This window comes from Candidatus Manganitrophaceae bacterium, assembly GCA_012960925.1.
Classification (GTDB): Bacteria; Nitrospirota; Nitrospiria; order SBBL01; family JAADHI01; genus DUAG01.
The window spans coordinates 57,294-78,826 of record DUAG01000019.1 but is presented as its reverse complement, the minus strand read 5'-3'; the positions used below and the strand labels follow the sequence as shown (position 1 = coordinate 78,826).

Here is a 21,533-nt window from a genome sequence, read left to right as displayed (position 1 = left end):
ATGGAATGAAATGTCGTCGATGTAAAAAACCGGCAGTGATCAAGTTGACGCGTCACAATACCGCGTATTGCAGTTTCTGTTTTCAGTTCTACATCTATGATCAGGTCAGACGGGCGCTTTCTGAGTACAATATGCTTCAAAAAAAGGAGCCGGTCCTCGTCGCGGTATCTGGAGGGAAGGATTCACTCGCCCTCTGGGATATTCTGATCAAACTGGGCTATCAGACCGTCGGGCTCCACCTGAATCTTGGAATCGGGTCTTATTCCGAGGCATCACAAAACAAGGTTGAGGCCTTTGCCCTCGCACGAAATCTTGAGTTGATCACGCATGCCTATCAGGAGGCCTATGGCCTCGGCGTGATCGAAATTGCACAGGAGACGGCCCGTCCCGCCTGCTCCGCCTGCGGGACGATGAAACGCTACCACTTTAATCGCATTGCAAAAGAAAAGGGTTTTCCAGTGGTCGCAACCGGGCATAATCTCGATGATGAAGCGGCCCGGCTTCTGGGAAATGTCCTCCAGTGGCAGGGAAATTATCTTCAGAAGCAATCTCCAGCCCTTTCAGCGGAAGGCGGAAAGTGGGCCAGAAAGGTGAGACCCCTCTACCGGCTGACAGAGCGGGAGGTCGCGGCTTATACGGTGATCAGCCGGATTGACTACATTGTTGAAGAATGTCCGATGTCGAAAGGGGCCAAAATGTTTCTCTATAAAGAGGTGCTTAATAAATTAGAGGAGGCCTCTCCAGGGACAAAGCATCAATTCTATCTCGGATATCTACAAAAAAAGGAAGAGATCTTTACTCCCCAGAAAGAGGACAACCAGTGCTGTGAAGCCTGCGGACAACCCACGCGGGGCAAAATCTGCAGTTATTGCCGCCTGATGGAACGCGTGGCCACATGAGGTTGTTTGCGTCCGGAGAACGGATTCATCTGATCAATTACAAGGGGCGGACCTATCCGCTCAACCTGAAGGCCGGAGCAACCTTCGGCTTCAGCGGCGAAAAAATTCTCCACGACGACATCATCGGCCAGGAAGACGGAACTGAGGTCCGTTTTTCCGGAGGCACCCGTTTTCTGGCCCTCAAGCCGACATTGGCCGAATACACCCTCCACATGCCGCGAGGCGCACAGATCCTTTATCCTAAAGATCTGGCCCTCATTCCCGTCTGGGCAGATGTCTACCCCGGAGCCACCATCATTGAAGCCGGCATCGGATCGGGAGCGCTGACGCTCTTCCTTCTCCAGGCCGTCGGAGAAAAGGGCAAGGTCATCAGTTATGAAATCCGAGACGACTTTGCCCGCCGGGCCTTGAGCAATATCGAAACCTACCTGGGAAAAACCCTCACGCAGGAACGCTTGCTTCTCCGCGAAGAAAATATCTATGAAGGGATTTCTGAAGAATCGGTAGACCGCATTATTCTCGATCTGCCGGAGCCCTACCAGGTTGTCCCCCATGCGGTATCGGCCCTCCGTTCGGGAGGAATCTTCCTTTGTTTTCTTCCAACCGTCCCGCAAATAGAACGCGTCGTTGAGGCCTTAAGAGGGACCAAGGCCTTTGAGTCGATCGAAACTTTCGAAACCCTTCTCCGGCCATGGAATATTGATGGCCGAAGCGTCCGGCCCAGCTTACGGATGATCGGACATTCCGGCTTCATCACCACCGCGAGGCGGATAAAACGATAATCAAAAGAGAATATCCATTTGAAATTATATAACCCACTGGAGGATTTACTATGTTGAATAAAACCCAGGTTGACCGTTTAAACACCCAGATTGCCGGAGAGGCCTATACCTCCAGAATGTTTTTGTCCATGTCCTGTTGGGCCTTTAAAAAAGGCTTAAAGGGGATCGGTTCGTTCTTTAAGGATCACCACGAATCAGAAGAAGAGCACATGCATACGCTCATGGATTACCTGATCCAGACAGGTGGAAAGGTCAAGGTGGGGCAGGTTGAAGCGCCACCTGAAGAATTTGGAGGGGTTCGTGCCGCCTTTCAGATCGCTCTGGATCGAGAAGTAACCGTCTCGAAGGAGATCACAAGCATGGTGGACCTCTTCCTTCAGGAAAAAGACTATTCGACGTTCACCTTCTTGCAAACCTTTGTCGCAGAGCAGCATGAAGAAGACCATCTGTTTCGAATGATCCTTGAAAAGATTGATCTGATAGGAGATGACAAACAAGGTATTTTCTGGATCGACAAAGAAATCGCCAGCCTTTCAACCTCAGAATAATCCTTGAGAGCGGCAGGAGACCTGTGCGCCATGACAAGAATAACCGACATTGTCTTTGACGTTGGAAGGGTCCTCGTCGACTTCTCCTATCAGGATCTCTTTGCCTTCTTACGAGACAATGGGGCCGAGGTAAAGGGAATAAAAGACTTCGTGGAAAAAACAGACCTTCTTTCGTATGAGTATGGCCATCTCTCTGGTGAGTCGTTTATTGACAACATCAACGACCTGCTCAAGTCTCCTCTCGACCGTGACCGGCTCACCGAAAAATGGGTTTATATATTCAAACCGATTTGCAAGATGCAGGCGCTTGCCTTGGCGCTCAGGAACAGGTTCGGCGTCTATCTGCTCAGCAATACCAGCGCCCTCCACTGGGATTATCTCCTGACGGAATGTCGGCTTGACAAAATCAGTGATGGGGCGCTCGCCTCTTTTGAAGTGGGCGCGGTAAAACCGGAGGAGAAGATATTCCGAGAGGCGGAAAAACGCTTTAATTTAAGACCAGAAACAACTCTTTTTATTGATGATCTTGAGACAAACATCGCGGGTGCCATCGCCTGCGGGTGGCACGGAATACATCACATGGGTGTTGAGAACACCTGGAAGGAACTAACAAAATTCATTCCAGATTTGTAACGACAGAGCACAGCCCTCTCAAAAAATTCCCGCTTCCTTTTGCAACCAACGAATATAAGGAATGATCGCTTTGATCTCTTCGGTTTCAAGGCCGCTGATCTTGGGCATGTTCCCGAATTTCCAATGGTGGGCCCGGACGCCCCTCTGCGGCGCCAGGAGGAAGGCGGCGTCTCCATGGTGGTTCGGTGCGTAAATCTTGGAAAGGAAGGTCGGCCCCCGATCTGTCCCGATGGCACCTTTTCCATGGCATCCAGCACAAGACTCATTAAAAAAGGTCTCTCCCTTTGCAAACTCAGCGGGGGCCTTCCTTACCTGCATCGTCGAAGGCGAGCGGCTTGAATCACTACTACAGGACGTCAGTGACAATGCCGTAAAGACACCAGCAAGTACCAGCCATTTCTCCATCTGAACACCGCTCTTTCTGGGGTCATCGTTGAAAGGGGGTCATTATTCAGCATCCCCTATTTTGATCGAACGATCCGGACCTTCTTGAGGGTAACATCGTTATTGGGTCTGTCACGGCGGTCTTTTGGAGCCCTGGCAATCTTGCGAACGACATCTTGCCCTTTGAAAACCTGGCCGAAGATGGTGTGTTTGTTATTCAGGTGGGGTGTCGCTCCCTCTGTAATGAAAAACTGGCTGCCATTGGTATTGGGGCCGGAATTTGCCATGGCAAGACGGCCCGGCCGGTCAAACTTTAATTTCGAGGTAAACTCATCCCCAAACTGGTAACCGGGACCGCCCATCCCGTTTTCCATCGGATCACCGCCCTGTATCATAAAACCAGGGATCACCCGGTGAAAGATGATGTTATCGTAAAGCGGCTTTTTCACTTTTTTCCTGGTTTTCGGATCGGTCCACTCCTTCGTCCCCTCTGCGAGTCCGATAAAATTCTCGACTGTTTTAGGGGCTTCCTTTGGAAAAAGCTCAATCGTAATGTCGCCCAGGTTGGTTTCCATCACGGCATAAAGACCAGGAGGAAGCTCTTCCCCGGAGGCATCCATATTGGGGACAGTCGTCATCAAAATAACCGCAAAAAACATCACCATAAAAGACAGATGCATCATCATACCTCCTTAATTGATAGTCGAGGGATACTACACCAATAGGAACGGATTCGCAAGAATATGGCCACTACTTCCTGCAAAGATCCTCTAGATCCTTCGGGTCCACATCCATCAAACTCTTTACCACCCGATCGGCCTTGGCCCGAAGGACTTCTTTAGGATATGTATTTGTGACGGCAAGAGAGCGCATTCCTGCAAGACGAACCCCTTCGAGACCGTGCAGGGAATCTTCAATAACAACACAGGCTTCCGGAGGGATCGACTGCTTCTGCCGGGGAAGCGCATTGAGTTTCGCCAATGCGGTCAAAAATGCCTCAGGATGAGGCTTTCCATTTCTAACGTCCTGGGCGCTGACAATCACCGGGAAAGCCGCACGCATCCCCCCCTTGTCAAGAATCGCCTTGATTTCCCCGCGAAAGGCACCGGAGGCAATCGCCAAACGGTAGCGCCCTTCTGCCTTTCTCACAAATTCAACCACTCCCGGATAGAGGTAAAGATCCTTCCCCGACAAGATCCGGTAAAGGGCCATCTTCCGGATGATCAGTTTTTTAAGGATCTTATTATCGACAGTTCGCTTGTAGACGGAAAGAATCGTTGTAAAAAAACCTTTGTCATCCATGGCCAAGTATTCATGATAATATTCTTCCCGAGTCAGAGAAATCCCCTCCTCTTCCAGGGTGGTCTGAAATGCCCTTAAATGGTGCGGTTCACTGTCGGCAATGATCCCGTCACAATCAAAAATAATGGCTTTAAGCATCTTATTCACCTCTGCCCAGTTTTATCATTGCATAGTCGCATGCCCAAAAATCCGAGCCTGGCCTCAAAATATAGTCGGATAGTATCTCTTTTGACGTGCCCGTGTCACCCTCGATTTTCTCCTCTGGATCTGGCCCTGTGGATTATTGACACTTTAATCAAAAATGGAGTAGGGTTCTAGGATGTCAAAAGTTGTAATCATCGGCGCGGATAAAAGCGGCTCGATTGTCTCAAAACGTTTACTACGGTCCACATGGGTTATTGTTGTTGTCGGAATAGTCGATCGAGACCCAAACGCCTTGGCCGTCCCCCTCGCGAAAAGAAAAGGCTTGCCCATTTCCACCAAGGATCCGCTTCAGGTGTTACAAAACCTAGATGCCGATCTGGTCTTCGATCTGACCGGGGATCCTCACTTTGAGAAAAAACTCTTAGATTTTCCAAGCCGGCGTTTCGTTGTGGTCTCAGGGAAATCGACGCAACTTCTTTGGGATACCATTCAAGAACTTGAGAAAAAGGAAGAGTTTTTAAATCGACGACTCCAAGAACACCGGGTCCTGCAGAAGATAAACCTCCTGAATCTCCGTTCTGTTACCGCGAACCATATTCTCGAGAGCATTGTCACGGGCATGATGCATATGTCCGAGATGCCGGCCGGTTCCATTGTTATGTTTAATAAATTAGGAGAACTTAGCCTGGTATACGCTAAAGGTTTTCCCCCGAATTCTATAAAAATAAGGCCTATCCTATTCGACCCAGGGGATTGACAGAACATATTTTTTCACGGATGGAACCATTGCTTGTCCCGAATATTCCCGATTGTCCTTTCTGTGATGACCCTATCCTTGTGAAAGAAGGGGTTCAATCCCTGATTGCAATACCTCTTCTTTCTAACGCAGGACCGATCGGTATTCTTTACGCCGACGATTTCAGGCCTCGGAGTTTTGAACCGTCAATCATGGAGGCCCTGCTGACGCTGGGAACACAGGCGGTCATCAGCATTCAAAACCAACAAGCATTTCAAGAGATCAGGGATCTCTCAACCCATGATTCTCTGACCGGACTCTACAACCGCCGCTACCTCGACAGGGCCTTGAGGACCGAGATGGACCGGACCTCCCGACTACAACATCCTTTATCACTCATCATGCTGGACATCGACCATTTCAAGACCATCAACGACAAATTCGGACACATGATCGGCGATCAGGTTCTAAACGGTCTGTCAAGACTGTTCGAATCGATCATTCGTCCCTACGATACCTTCGCCCGTTTCGGGGGTGAAGAGTTCCTCATCGTGATGCCTGAAACAGATGATGGCATCGCAACCGCGTTGGCTGAACGGCTACGTAAATCCGTCGCAACAACAGAATTTTCTTCAAAAGGGGTTTCCATGACCTGTAGCTTCGGGGTAAGCACCTCGCTGTGGGATGAAGAACCGCTTCTCGATTTAGAAACCTTTGTCGAGCGCGCGGACAAAGCACTCTACCAAGCCAAGAAATCCGGTCGTAATCAGGTCGTCAGCTTCAGCAGCCTTGCAGAAGAATCAGGAAAGATCGATGCCCACCTCGGAGATGAACCGTAAATTCAGACGATGAAAGTAATTGAGTTGCAAGGTGATCGTCTGAGCAAAAAGATCCGGGAAAGTATCTTGGGCGAGGTCGTCTGAATCGACAACGTCATAGCGGGTGAGGCCATGCCAGAGTTGGGCAAGATGATAATTCGCCTCAATGAAATAACCGAGGTGGTCTACAGAAGAGGATGAGATACCGGAGATCCCTTCCAGTCCTTTGTCCCGTCCGAACAGGATTGAGGCGGTCAGATCAAAGCGTTCATGGTCAAGATCTACATCAACGATATAACGCTGGAACCGGTTCTTTCTTCCGAGTGAAAGTTCATTTGTCCCCCAGTACCCCAAGCCCCCGATAGCATACTGGCCGAAAAAGAGCTTGTGGAGACGGAGATAATAGTCCTTCTCAGTATTGTTATCAAACTCCCCCGGTTTTCTACCGGGACCATTGGAGAGGGCAATCGTCCACATCGTCATCCCTGAAAACATCCCACGCAGTTCAATCGTTCTCTGAGGCGCTCCAAGAGAAAAGAAATTCCCATCCCCGCTCTTGTTCCTTACCCGCGCCTGGTGAATCGCATAATCATCAATGGTAAGATTCCGGCCACTCGCAAAATTAAAATAATCCCGCATACCGAACTGACCCGCCTTGATCAGCTTTACCGTCAAGTAGGGGGACTCATAATCGACGAGGAACTTGATGAATATTTCATCAAGTTCCTCGTCAAGGAAAGGCTCCCCGCTAACCCAAAAAGAAAGTTGGTCGGTAAGGCTCCCGGCTGAATACAGGATCACTCCCTCTGGAAAATGGAGGTCGGTCTGCGGCTGACCTTCTGCGAAAGAGTAATGCGCATCGGCAATAATACGAAGGGACAAGGGAACATCCTTCAGAAGGGATAAGGCCTCTGTCTTTTGGAGCTTGTCTGCAGCCTCGGTCTGAACATCAAGTTGATAGCCGTTGGCCATAAAGGTAAGGCCGAACTTATTCAGCTTCGGCGGCATGGTATGGCAAACAGTGCAGATGTAGTTATATTTCCGCGCAAATGAAGGAATAGCTTGACTCGGTCGGACGGAGAGGACGAAAACATCCAGGAACAATAGGATCAAAAATAGCAGCATCGATTTACGGTTCATGAAGGCCTCCCTCTTTCATATTAAGATCGTAATCGCAGAGTGCCCCTATTTTATTCTATGGCAAGGTGCGAGGAGCGCAGAACCACAGCGTATGTCTATACGCGAGGATCGAGCACCGCAGCAACGCAGCCATAGGGCACAAGAGGGGCGGGCTGAGCGATTACTTACGGGCCTGTTTCCGTTCAGATAAATAGGCCGCGACAGACCGTGCCTGCATATCACTGAGTCCCAGATTCGGCATAAGGGTGTCCGGACGGTACTTCTGCGGATCTTTGATCCAGGAATACATCCACCCTTCTTTGAGCCGGTCCCCGACCGTGGTTAGATCCGGACTAATCGTCACCCGCTGCAGTGAAAGTTTTCCGATACGATGACAACCGGTACAGCCTTTCATATTGATCACCATTTTCCCTATGTTAATCATCCCTGTCCGGCTCATCCCGGGTTTCTTCGCTTCCGACATCCTTTCAGACATCATCCGGCCCTTTCCCAAAGGGAGGTTCAGATTCCTCCCCTTTCGGAGCGTGGAGATGAATTCGGTCATGTTCATCAGCTCGTCGTCGTTTAATCTGAGCTTCGGCATGCGCGCGATAGGATTTTGTGCATAACCCAGGGGACGGATGCGGTAAGGATTCTTGAGAAATTGAAAGAGCCACCGCCGCTTGACCTTATCCCCTTCATAGCTCAGATCCGGCCCGGTCTTTCCTCCCCGACCATCCAGGGTATGACAGCGGATGCAGAGATCCCGAAAAAGCCTCTCTGCCTTGGCAACACGCATCGGGCCAAAGGGGAGTCGTCCCGTCGGCGTCTCGTCCGGCACCGGGGGAAGTTTTCTTTTCAGAGACATCAGGTAGCGCGTGATAAGGAAGAGTTGCTTGTCTTTAAGCCCAAAGTTTGGCATGATTGTCAGCGGCTCAAAGGCCTGTGGATTCTCGATCCAAAGATAGAGAAATTCAGCTTGGAGACGGGTTCCGATATCAGAAAGATCCGGTCCAATCAGCCTTCTTTTGCCTCCTGTGATGGTATGACAGTTTAAACAGGGAAGCCGGACAAATGACCTCTTCCCTTTTTCGATATCCCCTTCCCAGTCTTCAGGGTTATTGAGGCGCTTTTTCAGAGTCGACCGTCTTTCAATTTCTACTCTCTTCAGTGTCGAGAGATAGTGGGAAATTTTTGTTGCTTCTTGCTCCGTAAGACGCAGATCCGGCATCTGTACGCCACTGTAAGGGATATAGCCCAAGGGGCGAATGGCGTAAGGTTTTTGAGAAACCGAATCAGCCATTCCTCATGGAGACGCTCATGGGCATGGCTGAGATCCGGGGCAACTGTTCCCCCTTTTCCGTCAATGGCATGACAATTCAGGCAGCCTATCTTCTCAACCAGGATTTTTCCGGAATCGTCAACGCCATCGGTCTTGTCCAGGGCAAGGACAGCCTTCGATAATAAAATAATCTGAACCACAAGAGAGATCGAGAAGAACACTTTCCGAAAAGGAAGTCCGTTCATTTGATTTCCCTCCCATGCATTTTCCTCCATAAAAGGTATACCAATCCTTTGGGAAAAGATGAGATCTACGTAAAATGGAAGGAGGCCTTGAAGGCGCCTCCTAAAAGGAACGACTGGAGGTAGACGCAAAGCGAGGGGGGTGAAAAATAGAGGGAATAATGCCCTCTGGGGAATAGACCTCTTGAAAGACCTTCTTTATTCCTGAATTATATGATATGTTCAAAACCAAACGGGGAACTTTCATTGTGGTCAGGTGGCAAGGCCGATTGCAGTCGGTCTCCATTGATGTTGCATCGGAATGAGAGCCACCCTTATCCATGTGACGACTTGCAGGGTCGCTGTACTCGCCGAAGGACTGCAACGAGGACGCACTCCAACATATCACCGAATGCTGACCGATAAAAAGAAGAATAAAAAACATCACAGCAAAACGGTCTCTCATCCTATAATGTTTCTTTTCCTTCATTTGGATCATCCCTACCGAAGCCAACCGGCTGGCACTCCTGCCCTTCGTGCCTGTTCCGGGAGGGTCGTATGAAGCATTGCCTCGGCCTTTCGAAGTTCTTCCGTATGTGTCTGAATCTCTTCCCGGAGTTGTTTCCTCGCTATCCGTTTTTGTGTCGCGGAAAAGTTTTTAAACCGGGTCAATTTAAACGCCTCTTTCGCTTGGAGTAATGTGTTGCGGGCTCGTTCTTTTTTGTCTTTCCAGATCATTACCTGATTCATCCACCAGGCTTTGTTATGCCCATTGTGGTCGAGCCACTCTGATGGTTTCTCTGCTTCCGGAACAGTCTGAACTTGCGGTGAAGAGACCTTACCTGCCTCTACCGGGAGAAAATCACCAATAAGATAAACCACCAAACTGAGGATAAAAAAAACTTTCACCTTCATGTCATACGACACCATTATAGTATAGTAATAATGAGCAGCCTGTCGTTGTCCATTCTCACCGGAATATCAACACGTGTCAAGTATCTCCCCCCCCCCCCGAAATAAGTTTGTGGTTTGAATAACCCGAGCAGACTAATTATCGATTGCCCTCTATCAGGTCGCTTCGTTTTTGAGTTCGTGGGTGGGGCAGCAGGACTCAGCAACTTCCTGAGTTCGACCAGAGGAAAATTCTTTATAAAAGGCAAAGGCCTTCAGGGACCATTCTTCTCCTGGGCAGCCCTGCATCGTCATGGCCACGTTGAGGAATTCGATAAATTCTTCCTGATTGGTCCCTTTATCCAGAGCCATTTTCACATAGGCTCGAATACACGGTTCACACCGCAGTGTGATGGAGATGGCCATGGCGGCGAGTAATTTATACCGGCCCGCGACCTTGCCGTCTTCGTAGGCCGCCTGGCGCATTCGCATGATCCCCCCGGTGACCTTGGGGCTGAGCCTCCGCAACTCAGAAAAAAGGGTTTCTTCTGTCATGCTGATTTCATTCGTTTTCGCCATGTTCTACTCCTAAATTCCTTCGTGTCATGGCATAGACCGTGATCCCGATAAAAATAACAAGTGCGGGTAACAGGACATAATCTAAGTATCCGATCAGCACCGCGAACCCAACCGCACTCAGTCCAATCACCAACACCGGCGTAAAGCAGCAGACGGCAGCAACCACTGAACCGATAAGGCCGACTTTCAACAAACCATTTGAAGACTTCCCTGCCATCCTGTTTTCTTCTCCAGAGACCTCGTCACGCGCTGATGGACCTTCTCGTTCTAGAACGGCCCCGATTCTCTTCAGAAACGACTTCGCAAAACAAGACACTCTCCAGAACATCCTTGATATAGCGGTCGGTAAAATCAATCAGCTTGAGGATCTTCTTGTTCCGGAGCTTGTAATAAACCTGCTTGCCTTTCTTTTCAGCCGTGACGAGACCGCAGTTTTTAAGGCAGGTCAGGTGGTGCGAAACAAGGTTCTGCGCATGGCCGAGCTTTTGGTAGATCTCTGTAACGCTGCACCGCTTCTCTTCACGCAGCATCTTCAGGATATCCAGTCGCGTCCGGTCGCCCAGCGCCTTGAAGAAGTGCGGCTTCTGCGCCTACGGGATGGAGCGCTTTTTTAAGAAATTGGGCCAGATTTCGTGGTACGACATGGATATGAAAAAAGGGGTGGTCGAGATCGGTTTCATTCAAGGGAAGCCGATTCTGTCTGTCAAGACGCTCAACCAGTATGTTTACGATGCCGGCTTTTCGCCCAGAGAGATCAAGGTTGAACTCGTGGGTCGGCTCATTCAAACCCCGGATGGATCGTATCGCTTTGATGTCACCGAGACAAGCCAGAGCTTTCCTGTAGAGACCAACCCGGTTTTGAAAGAAGCCTTGGGGCTCATCGGCCAGGAAGTCATCCTGAGTGGTCAGGCCAAAGAGGACTCGAAGGCCCCGTTCCGTCTGTTGCCTGATCGGATCGTGTCTAAGGAATCTGATCTATGAACGCACGGGCTTTCAAAGCCAGCCGATCTTTTTTTATCCTTGTTTCCCTGGTCAGTTGTCTCACCTTGGGCCTCATGGTTTTTGGTTTACAAGCGGAACCGGATAAATCGTCAGGTTTGACGCTGGTGGCAACCTGGGGAACGACAGGAGAAGGGCCCGTCCAATTTCGGGAACCGATGGGACTTGCATTTGATCCGGAAGGGAACCTGTATGTGGCCGACACCCGGAATGCCCGGATTCAAAAATTATCACCTGATGGTCGATTCCTTTTGGAATGGGGTCGGCCCGGCGAGGGCTCTGGGGAATTTTCCAAGCCGGTGGATGTTGCCGTTGATGGGAAAGGAAGAGTCTATGTCAGCGACTTCGATCTGGATCGGATTCAAGTCTTTACGCACGATGGGGTTTTTCTGAACCAGTGGGGTGAAAGCGGCGAGGCTCCCGGCCAATTTACGGTCGCCGCAGGACTGGGGCTTGATCGTAAACGAGGAAGGATCTACCTGGCAGAGTTTTACAATAAGCGGGTCGAAGCCTAGCCCTCGATGGAAGCTTCCTCTTTCAAGTCGGTCGGTCGGGGCGGGTCTGGGGCGGGAAGCTCAACTACCCCACCGATGTTGCCCTTGACGGCGACGGCAATCTTTACGTGGCAGATGCCTATAACAATCGCATCCAGAAATTTCCACCAGATGGGAAGTATCTCGATAAATGGGGAGGAATCTTCGGTTGGGGCATTGCGTCCTCCCGGAAGGGTTCTTTTCAGGTTCCTTCCGGGATTGCAGTGGACCAGGCCGGTCGGATCTTTGTCGTCGACAGCGCCAACAACCGGATCGTCGTACTGTCCAAGAACGGGTCCGTCCTCAGCCAATGGGAACTCGATCTGCCGACCCCTCTTTTTTCACCCAGCCGCGTCGCCGTGGGTCCAAATGGCCGAATCGTCGCCACCGACACGGCCCATGACCGGATTCTGGTGTTTGAAATCAGGATGGAGTGAGGGAGCAATCCGTTCAGGTTTGACAAAGGGATACCGGGTTTTTCCTGTAGAAAAACATGTCATGATCTATAAACTGAAGGGCCAAACCGCTTATATTGCACCGATTTTTAATGAGCATATGGGATTGCACACGCCACAAGCTCGAAGGCCAGTGAGTGTTTTCCTGAGATAGAATGAGTAATTCTGTCTCAGGGTGTTTAAGTCACTCAAGCCTCATCAGAAATATTCAAGTCCTTCGGTACCTGCCACCATGACCCCCTCTTTCTACGGACGATGCGCTGGATCGATAGCATTTCGGTATCTTCAGGATCAAAATCTATTTCCTCAGTCGGTAAGCCCGGTGCCTTAGAGAATTCCTTAAGACGTTCAACGAGCTCTTTATCTTTTTCTGGATCCCTTGCCAGCGGATTTAGAGATTTTCCACGCCACGGGAGCAGATGCCGATCCCATAACTGGCTAACCAAGTACTCTCCCGTTTCGGGTGGCCTGGGCGCGAATCGCATGATTCCTGTCTCTTTTTCCGATTCTGGAAATTCTGAATAGTAGTCATTCAATCGCTTCAGATCTGCCTTAAGGTGTTCGCCCCAAACGAACTCTTGATTCGGCCGTAAGAAGAAAGGTGCGCAACGCTGGTGAAGCTTATCGGACGATACAAAAATCATACAAAATGGTAGGTAAAAAAGGTATGCGATGTCAACTCGGTTCGAAGACCGCTCAGTTGAGATCAGATGTGCGCCCAGCGCGATCTGAAAAAAATATCCACGGTAAGGACATACGCCGCATAAGGCGCATAAACAGAGAGAGGTGGATAACCAGCAACACTCCATTTCTCAAGAATAGGCTGTTCAAATTGACGTGGAATACCAAGAAAGAGAAACGCTAATTTCATGCGGTCAAATGCTTTGTCCTTGCCATTAACGATCGCATCCGCCATGCTCTTTGCTTGGTTAAGAGTTTTACACATTTTCGTGTCAATACCCATCGCTCGAATACCAGCAGCTACGGCAAGGAGGTCAAGAGCACTGAGCGAAGCTCGCCAAGTTTGAGCAAACTGTCGTTCTACTTCTAAGAACTTCCCTTCTTGCCAACGTGAGAAGGCTTGTGCCTCGGGCGCAACTTCATAGACCACCCCCCACTGTCCATCAGTCTTCACTAAACGACCACCCGCCATGTGAATGCGCCCATCCATGGTGATTGCGCGCCCCATCAGGTTCGAAAGACACAACTTCTCGTGGGAAACGCAAGGGGCTCCATGCATCTCAGGAGTTTTATTAGCGATGAAACCAACCTCTTGTTTAGGCGTTCGACCTTGGCGGACGGCCTTCTCGAGGTCCGCTAGGGTTTCAACGTAAAAAAAGCGGAGAGATTGCTGGATAGAAGAAATGGTAAAACCAAACAGACTCGTTTGGTTTTAATGATTGAAGGAATGACTTATCAAACAAAGTGATTGGTGCCACAACCCTACCTCGAGAATGTGATACCGGTATTATATATCATTACTCTCCTGAAACTTGAATCAAAATTTGATTGCTGGTAAGATGATGTAGCTAACCCTCGTTCAGGACTGATTTGTCTGATGAAAAAAACCTTCTGGCATCGTGCGATTTATTGGACCGTCCTTCTGGCCTTTGGCTTTATGGCTGACGGGAAAGGCGGTGGCCTGTCTCTCCCCTTCCGCGATGGAGATGGGCCAGGGAAATGCGATGGACTGTTGCGCGGATTACTGCCGCATGGAAACGACGCATGAGGCCGCTGAAAAATCCTGTGATCAGAGCCGTCTGGCCTTCAGTCCGCACGAGACGATTTCAAGCCCTCACAATTTATGCGACCTTTCGATTACGATACTCCAACCGGATCTTAGCTCATATCCACCATTGCTCTTCCCCCTGCTTTTAAGACACCATCAATCTGTTCAGATTTACACCTCGAATAAATCCTTTCTGATTTAGATCCTCACTTATCCCTCAGTTTTTGATCCTCGCCCTTTTTCCTTCTCTCAGGAGAGATGGGCTTAATCTATCTTTAAATAATAGGATATATCCCATGAAAAAATTATGGATAAATCTCATTCTTTTTTCCGTGATCCTTGTTCTGTTTCCATCTTCTGCAAGGGCGGAAAAAGAGTCTGTACTCAAACTCTCTGCGCTGATTGAAGAAGCCCTTACAAATAAACCCCAGGATTGCCATGGCGAAGGCGGCATGGGAGGCAAAAAAAGCCCGGATTGGACAGGTCAATGTTTTGGATGATCCGCAGCTTGGGTTTGACACCTGGAATATCCCGTCGAACTTAGAACTGAATCAGACACGCAACTGGATCTTTTTTGCCCGTCAAAAGTTTCCAGCGTGGGGGACCTTGCCGCTGCGGGAAACGGCGGCAAAGACGGAGGTCTTAAATGCTGAAGCGGCCATTGAAACGACGGTTCAGTCCATCATTGCAGCGGTAAAAATTTCCTATGACGAACTCTATTTGGCCTACAAAACAATTGAGGTCACGGAAGACCATGTGGAGATTTTGCGTCGGTTTGAGCAAATTGCCGAGGTGAAAGTTTCAACCGGCGCCGCTTCTCAGCAAGATCTCTTGAAAGCGCAAGTGGCCTTGGCGCGCTTAGAGAACGATCTAGTGATGCAGACCCAATAATTAAATACGGCTCGTGCCAGGCTAAATACACTGCTGAAACGTTCGCCGAGATCTCCCTTAGCACGTCCCGAAGATTTGACGTTGATTACCCCACCGTCCGGTGGGGTAGCACTGGAGGCCGCGGCTTTTCGGGAGCGGCCTCCAGTGAAAATGGCTCAGGCCGGGATTCTTCGCAGTCAACAGGAGGTTGCACTGGCAAAGCTTCAATTTTCTCCCGATTTTCAGGTGGCGGTAAAACGGTTTCAGAACCGGGGCATTCCGCAATCGAACGGATGGGGGATTTCGGCCAGTATTAACATTCCCTGGCTTTATCATCAAAAACATGATGCCCGGATAAAAGAAACCGCACATCGGGTCAGACAAGAAGAAGCCTTTTATGAAAACCTCAAAGACCAGACCCGCTTTGCCATCGAAGATCTGAGCACCCGGATGAAAACCCTCGAATTGCTTGCCACGATCTTGAAGGAAAATGTGATTCCTCAAGGGGAGCTGTCGGTCCAGGTGGCCGAGATCGGTTATCAGACCGATCAGGTCGATTTTCTCGATCTCTTGGAAAGTCAGCGCCAGTTGATCGAATTCCGGCTTGAATATTTTAGAACCCTTACCCGCCAGAACAAGGAAGCGGCAAGACTGGAGCAGGTCATGGGTTTCGATTTATCCGAATTTAAGAAGCTTGAAGATGGAGGTTCAAAATGAAAAAAGAGAATCGACGCAAAAGAATCAGGTCTTTGTTCCTGGGTGTAACCGGGATGATCGCGCTGACCGGTTTTTGGGTTTTGGGTGTCTCTCTCGCACAGATGGACGACATGGATTCCAAGGAAATGCAGATGCCCATACAGATGCCTATGAAAATACCGATGGAAAAACCGGAGGGGGTAGGACCGGGAGGACAAGTGCCGGTGACGCTGACAATGCAGAAGCAGCGACAGATCGGAGTCAAGACGGTGACTGTGACACAGAAGGCCCTGGAGACCGTGATCCGAACGATCGGGCGGGTGGACTACGATGAGACAACGCTGACCACGATCACGACCAAGATCGAAGGATGGATTGAGAATCTCTCTGTTGATACGACCGGCATGAGGGTTACAAAAGGGAAAGCGCTCTTTTCGGTCTACAGTCCAAAGCTGGTGCAAACCCAGGAGGAGTACCTGCTGGCAAGACAGGCCTCAAAAAAGACAAAGGTCAAACAAGGACTCGGCGGTCTGGCGGCAGCGAGCCGCAGACGTCTTTTGCTTTGGGATGTCACGCCACGACAAATACGCGATCTGGAGGCGCGAGGGAAAATTGTCCGGGCCCTACCAATCCTTTCACCTGTCGGCGGTGTTGTCATCGAGAAGATGGCCCTCCGGGGGATGTATGTGAAACCAGGGATGCCGCTTTACAAAATCGCCGATCTTTCTCAGGTTTGGATCTATGTCGATATTTATGAAAGTGACCTCCCTCTTATCAAAGTGGGGCAGGAGGCCACTGTCACTCTATCTTATCTTCCGGGCGAACGTTTTCAGGGGAAAGTGACCACCATCTACCCCTATCTGAACGAAACAAACCGCACCGCGACCGTCCGGATTATCCTCGACAATGCAGATGGAAAATTGAAACCGGGGATGTATGCCCATGTCGAAATTACGGCCCCGGTGACAACAGGGCTGGCCGTGCCGGAAAGCGCAATCCTCGATTCCGGACTCCGACAGATTGCCTTTGTCGCAAAACCGAGAGGGGTGTTTGAACCCCGCGTGGTCAAGATCGGCTCCCGGATCAATCGTGACATCATCATCCTGGAAGGCCTAAAGGAAGGGGAAAAGGTGGTGACACACGGGACCTTCCTGCTAGATTCAGAGAGCAAGATGATGGCCTCAATGGAAGGCATGATGGGCCTGATCGGGATGGGCGACTGGAAGATGGAAGGTTCCAAGATGGGTGAAATGGACATGGGTGGCATGGAGATGAAAGGGATGCCGGGAATGGATATGAAGGGCATGAACATGCAGGGAAAAGAGATGGAGGGCATGAGAGATGATTGAACGAATCATTGAAAGCTGCGCACGCAATCGCTTCATGGTCTTCCTGAGTATTTTCTTTCTCTCGGCCTGGGGAGTCTGGTCGCTCCAACGGATCCCACTCGATGCCATTCCGGATCTGTCGGATGTTCAGGTCATCGTCTTTACCGAATGGCCGGGCCGGAGTCCCACCTTGATGGAAGACCAGATCACCTATCCCATCGTCACCGCCATGACCGCTGCGCCACGTGTGAAATATGCCCGGGGACAATCTTTCCTCGGGCTTTCCTTCGTCAATGTCGTCTTTGAGGACGGGACCGATATGTACTGGGCGCGAAGCCGGGTCCTGGAGTACATGCAGGGGGTGACGGGAAGACTTCCGGAGGGGGTCACACCGACCCTCGGACCGGACGCAACCGGCGTGGGATGGGTCTATGAGTATGCCCTGGTGGATGAGAGCGGACAACATGACCTCTGGAAACTCACCGCTTTTCAGGACTGGACGCTTCGCTATTGGCTTCAGTCTGTTCCCGGTGTGGCCGAAGTAGCCACGATCGGAGGGATGGTAAAGCAATACCAGATCGTTCTCGATCCCAACAAGCTCTTGGCCTACAATATCTCTCTGAAGCATGTGATCAAGCAGATCCGTAACAGCAACAACGATGTGGGCGGCCGTGTCGTAGAGATCTCGGAGTGGGAGTACATGGTCCGCGGCCTGGGGTATATCCAGAATCTAGACGACCTTCGGGACATCGGTTTAGGGACCGATAACCATGGAACCCCGATCTTTTTAGGGGATGTCGCCCGAGTCCAACTGGGGCCCGATATCCGACGAGGCCTGGCCGATCTGGACGGCCAGGGAGAGGTGGTCGGCGGAGTGGTGGTCATGCGTTTTGGAGAAAACGCACTGAACGTAATTGAGGCGGTCAAAGCCAAGCTCAAGGAAATCGAGCCCTCGCTCCCCGAGGGGGTGAAAATCGTCACCACTTATGACCGCTCCCAACTCATCACCGGCGCGATCGGCACCCTTCGTGAGAAGCTGGTCGAGATCACGATTGTGGTGAGCCTGGTTTCCCTTTTCTTTCTTTTCCACCTGCGATCCGCCCTGGTGGCCATCCTCACCCTCCCTGCCGCCATCCTGATGGCCTTCATTGCGATGTACGCGCTCGGAATCAACGCCAACGTGATGTCTCTGGGAGGGATCGCCATTGCGGTCGGGGCGATGGTGGATGCCGCCATTGTCATGATTGAGAATGCCCACCGGCGTCTGGAAGAACAGCCGGACGCCGATCGCACACGGGTCATCATCGACGCAGCAAAAGAACTGGGGCGGCCCCTGTTCTTTTCGCTGATCATTATCACCGTCTCCTTTATCCCCGTTTTCACCTTAGAGGCGCAGGAGGGGAGGCTCTTCAAGCCTCTGGCCTACACCAAGACCTTCGCCATGTTCTTCGCCGCCATGGTCTCGATCACCCTTGTTTCTGCCCTCATGACGACCTTGATCCGGGGAAAGATCACCCCGTCTCAAAAGAATCCGGCCCACCGCTTTTTGGCCTGGAGTTACCGGCCTTTTCTGGCCGGAGTACTGCGTTTTCGTAAGACAACGCTCGTATTGGCCCTCCTTTTGTTGGCGGCGACCGTTCCGGTCTTCATGGGACTCGGTTCTGAATTTATGCCCCCCTTGAATGAAGGGACGATCCTCTATATGCCGACCACGTTGCCCGGGCTTTCCATTACACAGGCAAAAAATATCTTACAGACCCAAGACCGGATGCTGAAGTCGTTTCCGGAAGTGGACCGGGTTTTTGGGAAGATCGGTCGGGCAAAAACCTCTACCGACCCGGCCCCTCTCAACATGGTCGAGACGATCATTACGCTCAAGCCCCGCGATGAATGGCGCCCCGGCGTTACCTGGGACAGCCTGACTGACGAGATGGATCAAAAACTTCAGTTTCCCGGAATGCCGAATATCTGGTGGATGCCGATCCAGACCCGGAATGAAATGCTGGCCACGGGGATCCGGAGTACTCTGGGAATCAAGATCCTGGGCCCCGATTTAAAAGAGATCGAAAAAATCGGTTTAAAAATCGAAGGAATGCTCAAACAGGCCCCCGGGGTTCGGAGCGTCTTTGCCGAACGGGTCACCGGCGGCTATTATCTCGATTTTAAAGTAAACCGTCGGGAGGCCGCACGATATGGCTTAACCGTGGGAGATGTGAACGATGTTATTGAGTCGGCGATTGGCGGGAAAAACATTTCTCAAACCGTGGAGGGACGGGAGCGCTATCCCATTAACGTCCGCTATGCCCGTGAACTTCGGGACGATCCCGAAAGCATTCGGCGTATCCTTGTGGCCGCGCCCACCGGTGCCCAGATCCCTCTTGGACATCTCGCCGAGATCCGCCTGAATCAGGGCCCACCGATGGTCCGGGATGAAAACGGTTCCCTCGCCGGATTTGTCTTTGTCGATGTCGACAAGCAGGATCTGGGAGGTTTTGTGGAGAAGGCCAAACACCTGGTCAATCAAAACCTGAAGCTTCCTCCGGGATATTCCCTCATCTGGGCCGGACAGTACCAGTACATGCTTCGTGCCCGGGAAAAGCTGGCCGTGGTCGTTCCCCTGACGCTGCTCATTATCTTTGTCGTCCTCTACCTCAACTTTCAGTCGGTCGGCCGCAGCCTCATCATCCTCCTGACGGTCCCCTTTGCGTTGATCGGCGGGATCTGGTGTCTGAAAATACTCGATTACAATATGAGTGTGGCCGTCTGGGTCGGACTGATCGCCCTTGCAGGGGTTGCCTCTGAAATGGGGGTCGTGATGATCACCTTTTTAGACGACGCCGTCGGGAGAAAACAAGGAGGGGGCGGACCCTCTGAACTGATCCACTTGAAAGAGACGATCATGCAAGGGGCCGTCAAACGGGTCAGGCCGGTGATCATGACCGCCGCGACCACCTTTTTAGGCCTGGTGCCGATCCTTTGGAGTAGTGGAACGGGGGCCGATGTCATGAAGCGGATCGCCGCCCCGATGGTCGGAGGAATGATCACCGCAACGCTCTTGACCTTGCTCTTGATCCCAACGATTTATTCGCTCTTTCTGGAGTGGAACCTGAAACGTGAACTTTGTAAGTAAACAGGAAAAGCGATGAAAATGGCCGCAGGCTAAAATGGATTGAGGTTCATAAAATCTTTCGGCGGTTGGAAGATCTCGTCATTTATCGGCTTGAGTTCTATATGATTGTACTCAACAATAATGGTCTCACGCCCTGAACTGGGATAGATTATTTTGATCGGAACCGCCTCTTCATCGTCCGACTCCCAGCGAAGAGAATAGTCTTTTTTTTTGTTTGTCACAATAATAATGAGATAGAGGCGGGCCTTGCGGGCCTTGACCCTTCCTTCCCTCAAGAAAACCCGCTCTTCCCGATAAGGCGGTGCGGGGATAATCCATCCCTCTTTCATCGCCTTTAAGATTCGGGCGCGTGTCAGCGGTTTTTCAAAATAGATCCGGTCCGATGGGAAGATGCGTGTTCCGACGGAACGCTCAAAATCGAAAAGGACGATCTCTTCGGAGCCGGAGGGTTCAAAGCGGACACGCAAATCGTTCTGGTAAAACTTGCCCCTTAACTCTATTTTCTGGACTTTGGTGGAGAGGACTGTCACGTGGAGGTCTGCCGTCCACATCCTGGCGGAGAGGGGAGTAATATCAATAAGGAGGAGAACAATGAGGAGAAGGAAATCCGCAGCATATCTCTTCATTTTTGAACAATCACGAAATGGGGTGCTCCTTTGGAGAGTTCAGATTCCCCTGGTGATAACCGGCCAGATCCAGAGCAACCCAGCGAAAACCGCAGGCCTGAATCTCCTGAACAACACGGTCTCGTTGATCACCCTTAAAAAGTAAGGGGAATTCCTCAAGGGCCATCTCTATCCTCGCGGTATCGCCCTGATATCGAACACGAAACTGCGTAAATCCATGACGGCGAAGGACCTCTTCCGCCTGTTCAACCTGGGCGAGTTTCTCATAGGTGATTTTTGTTCCATAGGGGATGCGGGAGGAAAGGCAGGGCGAGGCCGGCTTGTCCCATGTCGGGAGGCCCAGGCGGCACGAAAGCGCCCGGACCGATTTCTTATCAAACCCCGCCTCAACAAGTGGGCTCCGTACAGCGAGTTCACGCGCGGCCCGTAAACCGGGACGGGTATCGGAAAGGTCATCGGTATTGGTGCCATCCGAAACAAATCGGACCTCCTCTCGGCAGGCCATCTCTGACAGGAGTGTGTAAAGGTCATTCTTGCAGAGGTAACATCGATTTTGACTGTTTTCGGTATAACCGGGGATGGTCAGTTCATCTGAGCGCACAAAAAGATGTCGAATCCCGACCGAAGCGGCAACCGCCTTCGCCTCTTCCAACTGGGAACCGGCAAAGGTGGGAGAAATCGAGGTCCCCGCAACCGCGGCCGAACCCAGGGCGTCAAACGCAACCTTCATGACAAGGGTCGAATCAACCCCCCCCGAATAGGCCACCAGGACGGAACCCATTTCCTTCATGATCCCATAAAGACGGTTGTAGTCATTATCCGTTTCCAT

At 51.0% G+C, this 21,533-nt stretch carries 28 protein-coding genes; 13 read left to right on the top strand and 15 right to left on the bottom strand.

Features of this window, described 5'->3' with window-relative positions; genetic code table 11:
- Window positions 1-5: 5 nt before the first annotated feature.
- The 4 genes from EYQ01_02970 to EYQ01_02955 are packed head-to-tail and all read left to right on the top strand — an operon-like array spanning window position 6 to window position 2,862.
- Window positions 6-899: an adenine nucleotide alpha hydrolase family protein gene (locus EYQ01_02970; protein HIE64778.1), complete on the top strand. Its 894-nt coding sequence runs from the start codon at window positions 6-8 to the stop codon at window positions 897-899.
- Window positions 896-1,681: a tRNA (adenine-N1)-methyltransferase gene (locus tag EYQ01_02965; protein ID HIE64777.1), complete on the top strand. Its 786-nt coding sequence runs from the start codon at window positions 896-898 to the stop codon at window positions 1,679-1,681. Before EYQ01_02970 ends, EYQ01_02965 begins: the two co-directional genes overlap by 4 nt.
- A gap of 50 nt (window positions 1,682-1,731) precedes the next feature.
- A complete protein-coding gene (locus tag EYQ01_02960; protein HIE64776.1) occupies window positions 1,732-2,229 on the top strand; it encodes a ferritin in 498 nt (165 codons plus the stop codon).
- 30 nt (window positions 2,230-2,259) lie between these two features.
- Entirely contained in the window at window positions 2,260-2,862 is a 603-nt protein-coding gene (locus tag EYQ01_02955) for an HAD family phosphatase (protein HIE64775.1), read from the top strand.
- A gap of 18 nt (window positions 2,863-2,880) precedes the next feature.
- Here EYQ01_02955 and EYQ01_02950 read toward each other — a convergent pair whose 3' ends face one another.
- From EYQ01_02950 to EYQ01_02940, 3 genes are all read right to left on the bottom strand, one after another.
- Complete coding sequence (locus tag EYQ01_02950) at window positions 2,881-3,267, bottom strand: cytochrome c (GenBank protein HIE64774.1); 387 nt, start codon at window positions 3,265-3,267, stop codon at window positions 2,881-2,883.
- A 56-nt stretch (window positions 3,268-3,323) separates the two neighbouring features.
- Window positions 3,324-3,911: a peptidylprolyl isomerase gene (locus tag EYQ01_02945; GenBank protein ID HIE64773.1), complete on the bottom strand. Its 588-nt coding sequence runs from the start codon at window positions 3,909-3,911 to the stop codon at window positions 3,324-3,326.
- 85 nt (window positions 3,912-3,996) lie between these two features.
- Window positions 3,997-4,695: an HAD family phosphatase gene (locus tag EYQ01_02940; GenBank protein HIE64772.1), complete on the bottom strand. Its 699-nt coding sequence runs from the start codon at window positions 4,693-4,695 to the stop codon at window positions 3,997-3,999.
- Between the two features lie 172 nt (window positions 4,696-4,867).
- On the opposite strand from EYQ01_02940, the gene EYQ01_02935 reads away from it, so the two are divergent.
- Together EYQ01_02935 and EYQ01_02930 are read left to right on the top strand one after the other, a co-directional pair.
- A complete protein-coding gene (locus tag EYQ01_02935; protein HIE64771.1) occupies window positions 4,868-5,449 on the top strand; it encodes a hypothetical protein in 582 nt (193 codons plus the stop codon).
- 20 nt (window positions 5,450-5,469) lie between these two features.
- Window positions 5,470-6,267: a sensor domain-containing diguanylate cyclase gene (locus EYQ01_02930; GenBank protein ID HIE64770.1), complete on the top strand. Its 798-nt coding sequence runs from the start codon at window positions 5,470-5,472 to the stop codon at window positions 6,265-6,267.
- Here the strand turns inward: EYQ01_02930 and EYQ01_02925 are convergent.
- From EYQ01_02925 to EYQ01_02890, 8 genes are all read right to left on the bottom strand, one after another.
- Window positions 6,229-7,386 (bottom strand): hypothetical protein, encoded by a 1,158-nt coding sequence (locus EYQ01_02925; protein HIE64769.1) that lies wholly within the window; start codon window positions 7,384-7,386, stop codon window positions 6,229-6,231. The genes EYQ01_02930 and EYQ01_02925 overlap by 39 nt on opposite strands.
- Window positions 7,387-7,546: 160 nt before the next feature.
- On the bottom strand, window positions 7,547-8,668 hold the full coding sequence (locus EYQ01_02920; protein HIE64768.1) for a c-type cytochrome: 1,122 nt from the start codon (window positions 8,666-8,668) through the stop codon (window positions 7,547-7,549).
- Window positions 8,533-8,922: a c-type cytochrome gene (locus tag EYQ01_02915; GenBank protein HIE64767.1), complete on the bottom strand. Its 390-nt coding sequence runs from the start codon at window positions 8,920-8,922 to the stop codon at window positions 8,533-8,535. Before EYQ01_02915 ends, EYQ01_02920 begins: the two co-directional genes overlap by 136 nt.
- Before the next feature lie 70 nt (window positions 8,923-8,992).
- On the bottom strand, window positions 8,993-9,358 hold the full coding sequence (locus EYQ01_02910; GenBank protein HIE64766.1) for a hypothetical protein: 366 nt from the start codon (window positions 9,356-9,358) through the stop codon (window positions 8,993-8,995).
- An 11-nt stretch (window positions 9,359-9,369) separates the two neighbouring features.
- Window positions 9,370-9,783 carry a hypothetical protein gene (locus EYQ01_02905; protein HIE64765.1) on the bottom strand — a complete coding sequence of 138 codons (414 nt, stop codon included), beginning with the start codon at window positions 9,781-9,783 and terminating at the stop codon, window positions 9,370-9,372.
- Between the two features lie 153 nt (window positions 9,784-9,936).
- A complete protein-coding gene (locus EYQ01_02900) occupies window positions 9,937-10,338 on the bottom strand; it encodes a carboxymuconolactone decarboxylase family protein (GenBank protein HIE64764.1) in 402 nt (133 codons plus the stop codon).
- Window positions 10,322-10,555, bottom strand: a complete 234-nt coding sequence (gene merF, locus EYQ01_02895; GenBank protein HIE64763.1) for a mercury resistance system transport protein MerF — start codon at window positions 10,553-10,555, stop codon at window positions 10,322-10,324. Before merF ends, EYQ01_02900 begins: the two co-directional genes overlap by 17 nt.
- A 25-nt stretch (window positions 10,556-10,580) precedes the next feature.
- Entirely contained in the window at window positions 10,581-10,868 is a 288-nt protein-coding gene (locus tag EYQ01_02890) for a transcriptional regulator (GenBank protein ID HIE64762.1), read from the bottom strand.
- 67 nt (window positions 10,869-10,935) lie between these two features.
- Here EYQ01_02890 and EYQ01_02885 point away from each other — a divergent pair, with 67 nt between their 5' ends.
- From EYQ01_02885 to EYQ01_02875, 3 genes are all read left to right on the top strand, one after another.
- Window positions 10,936-11,319, top strand: coding sequence for a hypothetical protein (locus tag EYQ01_02885; protein ID HIE64761.1), 384 nt, complete (start codon window positions 10,936-10,938; stop codon window positions 11,317-11,319).
- Window positions 11,316-11,852: a hypothetical protein gene (locus EYQ01_02880; protein ID HIE64760.1), complete on the top strand. Its 537-nt coding sequence runs from the start codon at window positions 11,316-11,318 to the stop codon at window positions 11,850-11,852. Before EYQ01_02885 ends, EYQ01_02880 begins: the two co-directional genes overlap by 4 nt.
- Before the next feature lie 107 nt (window positions 11,853-11,959).
- Window positions 11,960-12,307 carry a hypothetical protein gene (locus EYQ01_02875; GenBank protein ID HIE64759.1) on the top strand — a complete coding sequence of 116 codons (348 nt, stop codon included), beginning with the start codon at window positions 11,960-11,962 and terminating at the stop codon, window positions 12,305-12,307.
- Between the two features lie 206 nt (window positions 12,308-12,513).
- On the opposite strand, the gene EYQ01_02870 is transcribed toward EYQ01_02875, so the two are convergent.
- A complete protein-coding gene (locus tag EYQ01_02870; protein ID HIE64758.1) occupies window positions 12,514-12,771 on the bottom strand; it encodes a hypothetical protein in 258 nt (85 codons plus the stop codon).
- Window positions 12,772-13,031: 260 nt separating this feature from the next.
- A complete protein-coding gene (locus EYQ01_02865; protein ID HIE64757.1) occupies window positions 13,032-13,514 on the bottom strand; it encodes a hypothetical protein in 483 nt (160 codons plus the stop codon).
- 942 nt (window positions 13,515-14,456) lie between these two features.
- Between EYQ01_02865 and EYQ01_02860 the strand changes: the two genes are divergently transcribed.
- The 4 genes from EYQ01_02860 to EYQ01_02845 all read left to right on the top strand — a co-directional run bounded on the left by EYQ01_02860 (window position 14,457) and on the right by EYQ01_02845 (window position 20,078).
- The gene (locus EYQ01_02860; GenBank protein HIE64756.1) at window positions 14,457-14,945 is read left to right on the top strand and encodes a hypothetical protein; all 489 of its coding nucleotides are present in this window, start codon (window positions 14,457-14,459) and stop codon (window positions 14,943-14,945) included.
- 81 nt (window positions 14,946-15,026) lie between these two features.
- Window positions 15,027-15,641: a hypothetical protein gene (locus EYQ01_02855; GenBank protein HIE64755.1), complete on the top strand. Its 615-nt coding sequence runs from the start codon at window positions 15,027-15,029 to the stop codon at window positions 15,639-15,641.
- A gap of 203 nt (window positions 15,642-15,844) precedes the next feature.
- Window positions 15,845-16,969, top strand: coding sequence for an efflux RND transporter periplasmic adaptor subunit (locus tag EYQ01_02850; GenBank protein HIE64754.1), 1,125 nt, complete (start codon window positions 15,845-15,847; stop codon window positions 16,967-16,969).
- Entirely contained in the window at window positions 16,962-20,078 is a 3,117-nt protein-coding gene (locus EYQ01_02845; protein ID HIE64753.1) for an efflux RND transporter permease subunit, read from the top strand. Before EYQ01_02850 ends, EYQ01_02845 begins: the two co-directional genes overlap by 8 nt.
- A 29-nt stretch (window positions 20,079-20,107) precedes the next feature.
- Here EYQ01_02845 and EYQ01_02840 read toward each other — a convergent pair whose 3' ends face one another.
- Window positions 20,108-20,704 (bottom strand): hypothetical protein, encoded by a 597-nt coding sequence (locus EYQ01_02840; protein ID HIE64752.1) that lies wholly within the window; start codon window positions 20,702-20,704, stop codon window positions 20,108-20,110.
- 10 nt (window positions 20,705-20,714) lie between these two features.
- Complete coding sequence (gene larE, locus EYQ01_02835) at window positions 20,715-21,533, bottom strand: ATP-dependent sacrificial sulfur transferase LarE (GenBank protein HIE64751.1); 819 nt, start codon at window positions 21,531-21,533, stop codon at window positions 20,715-20,717.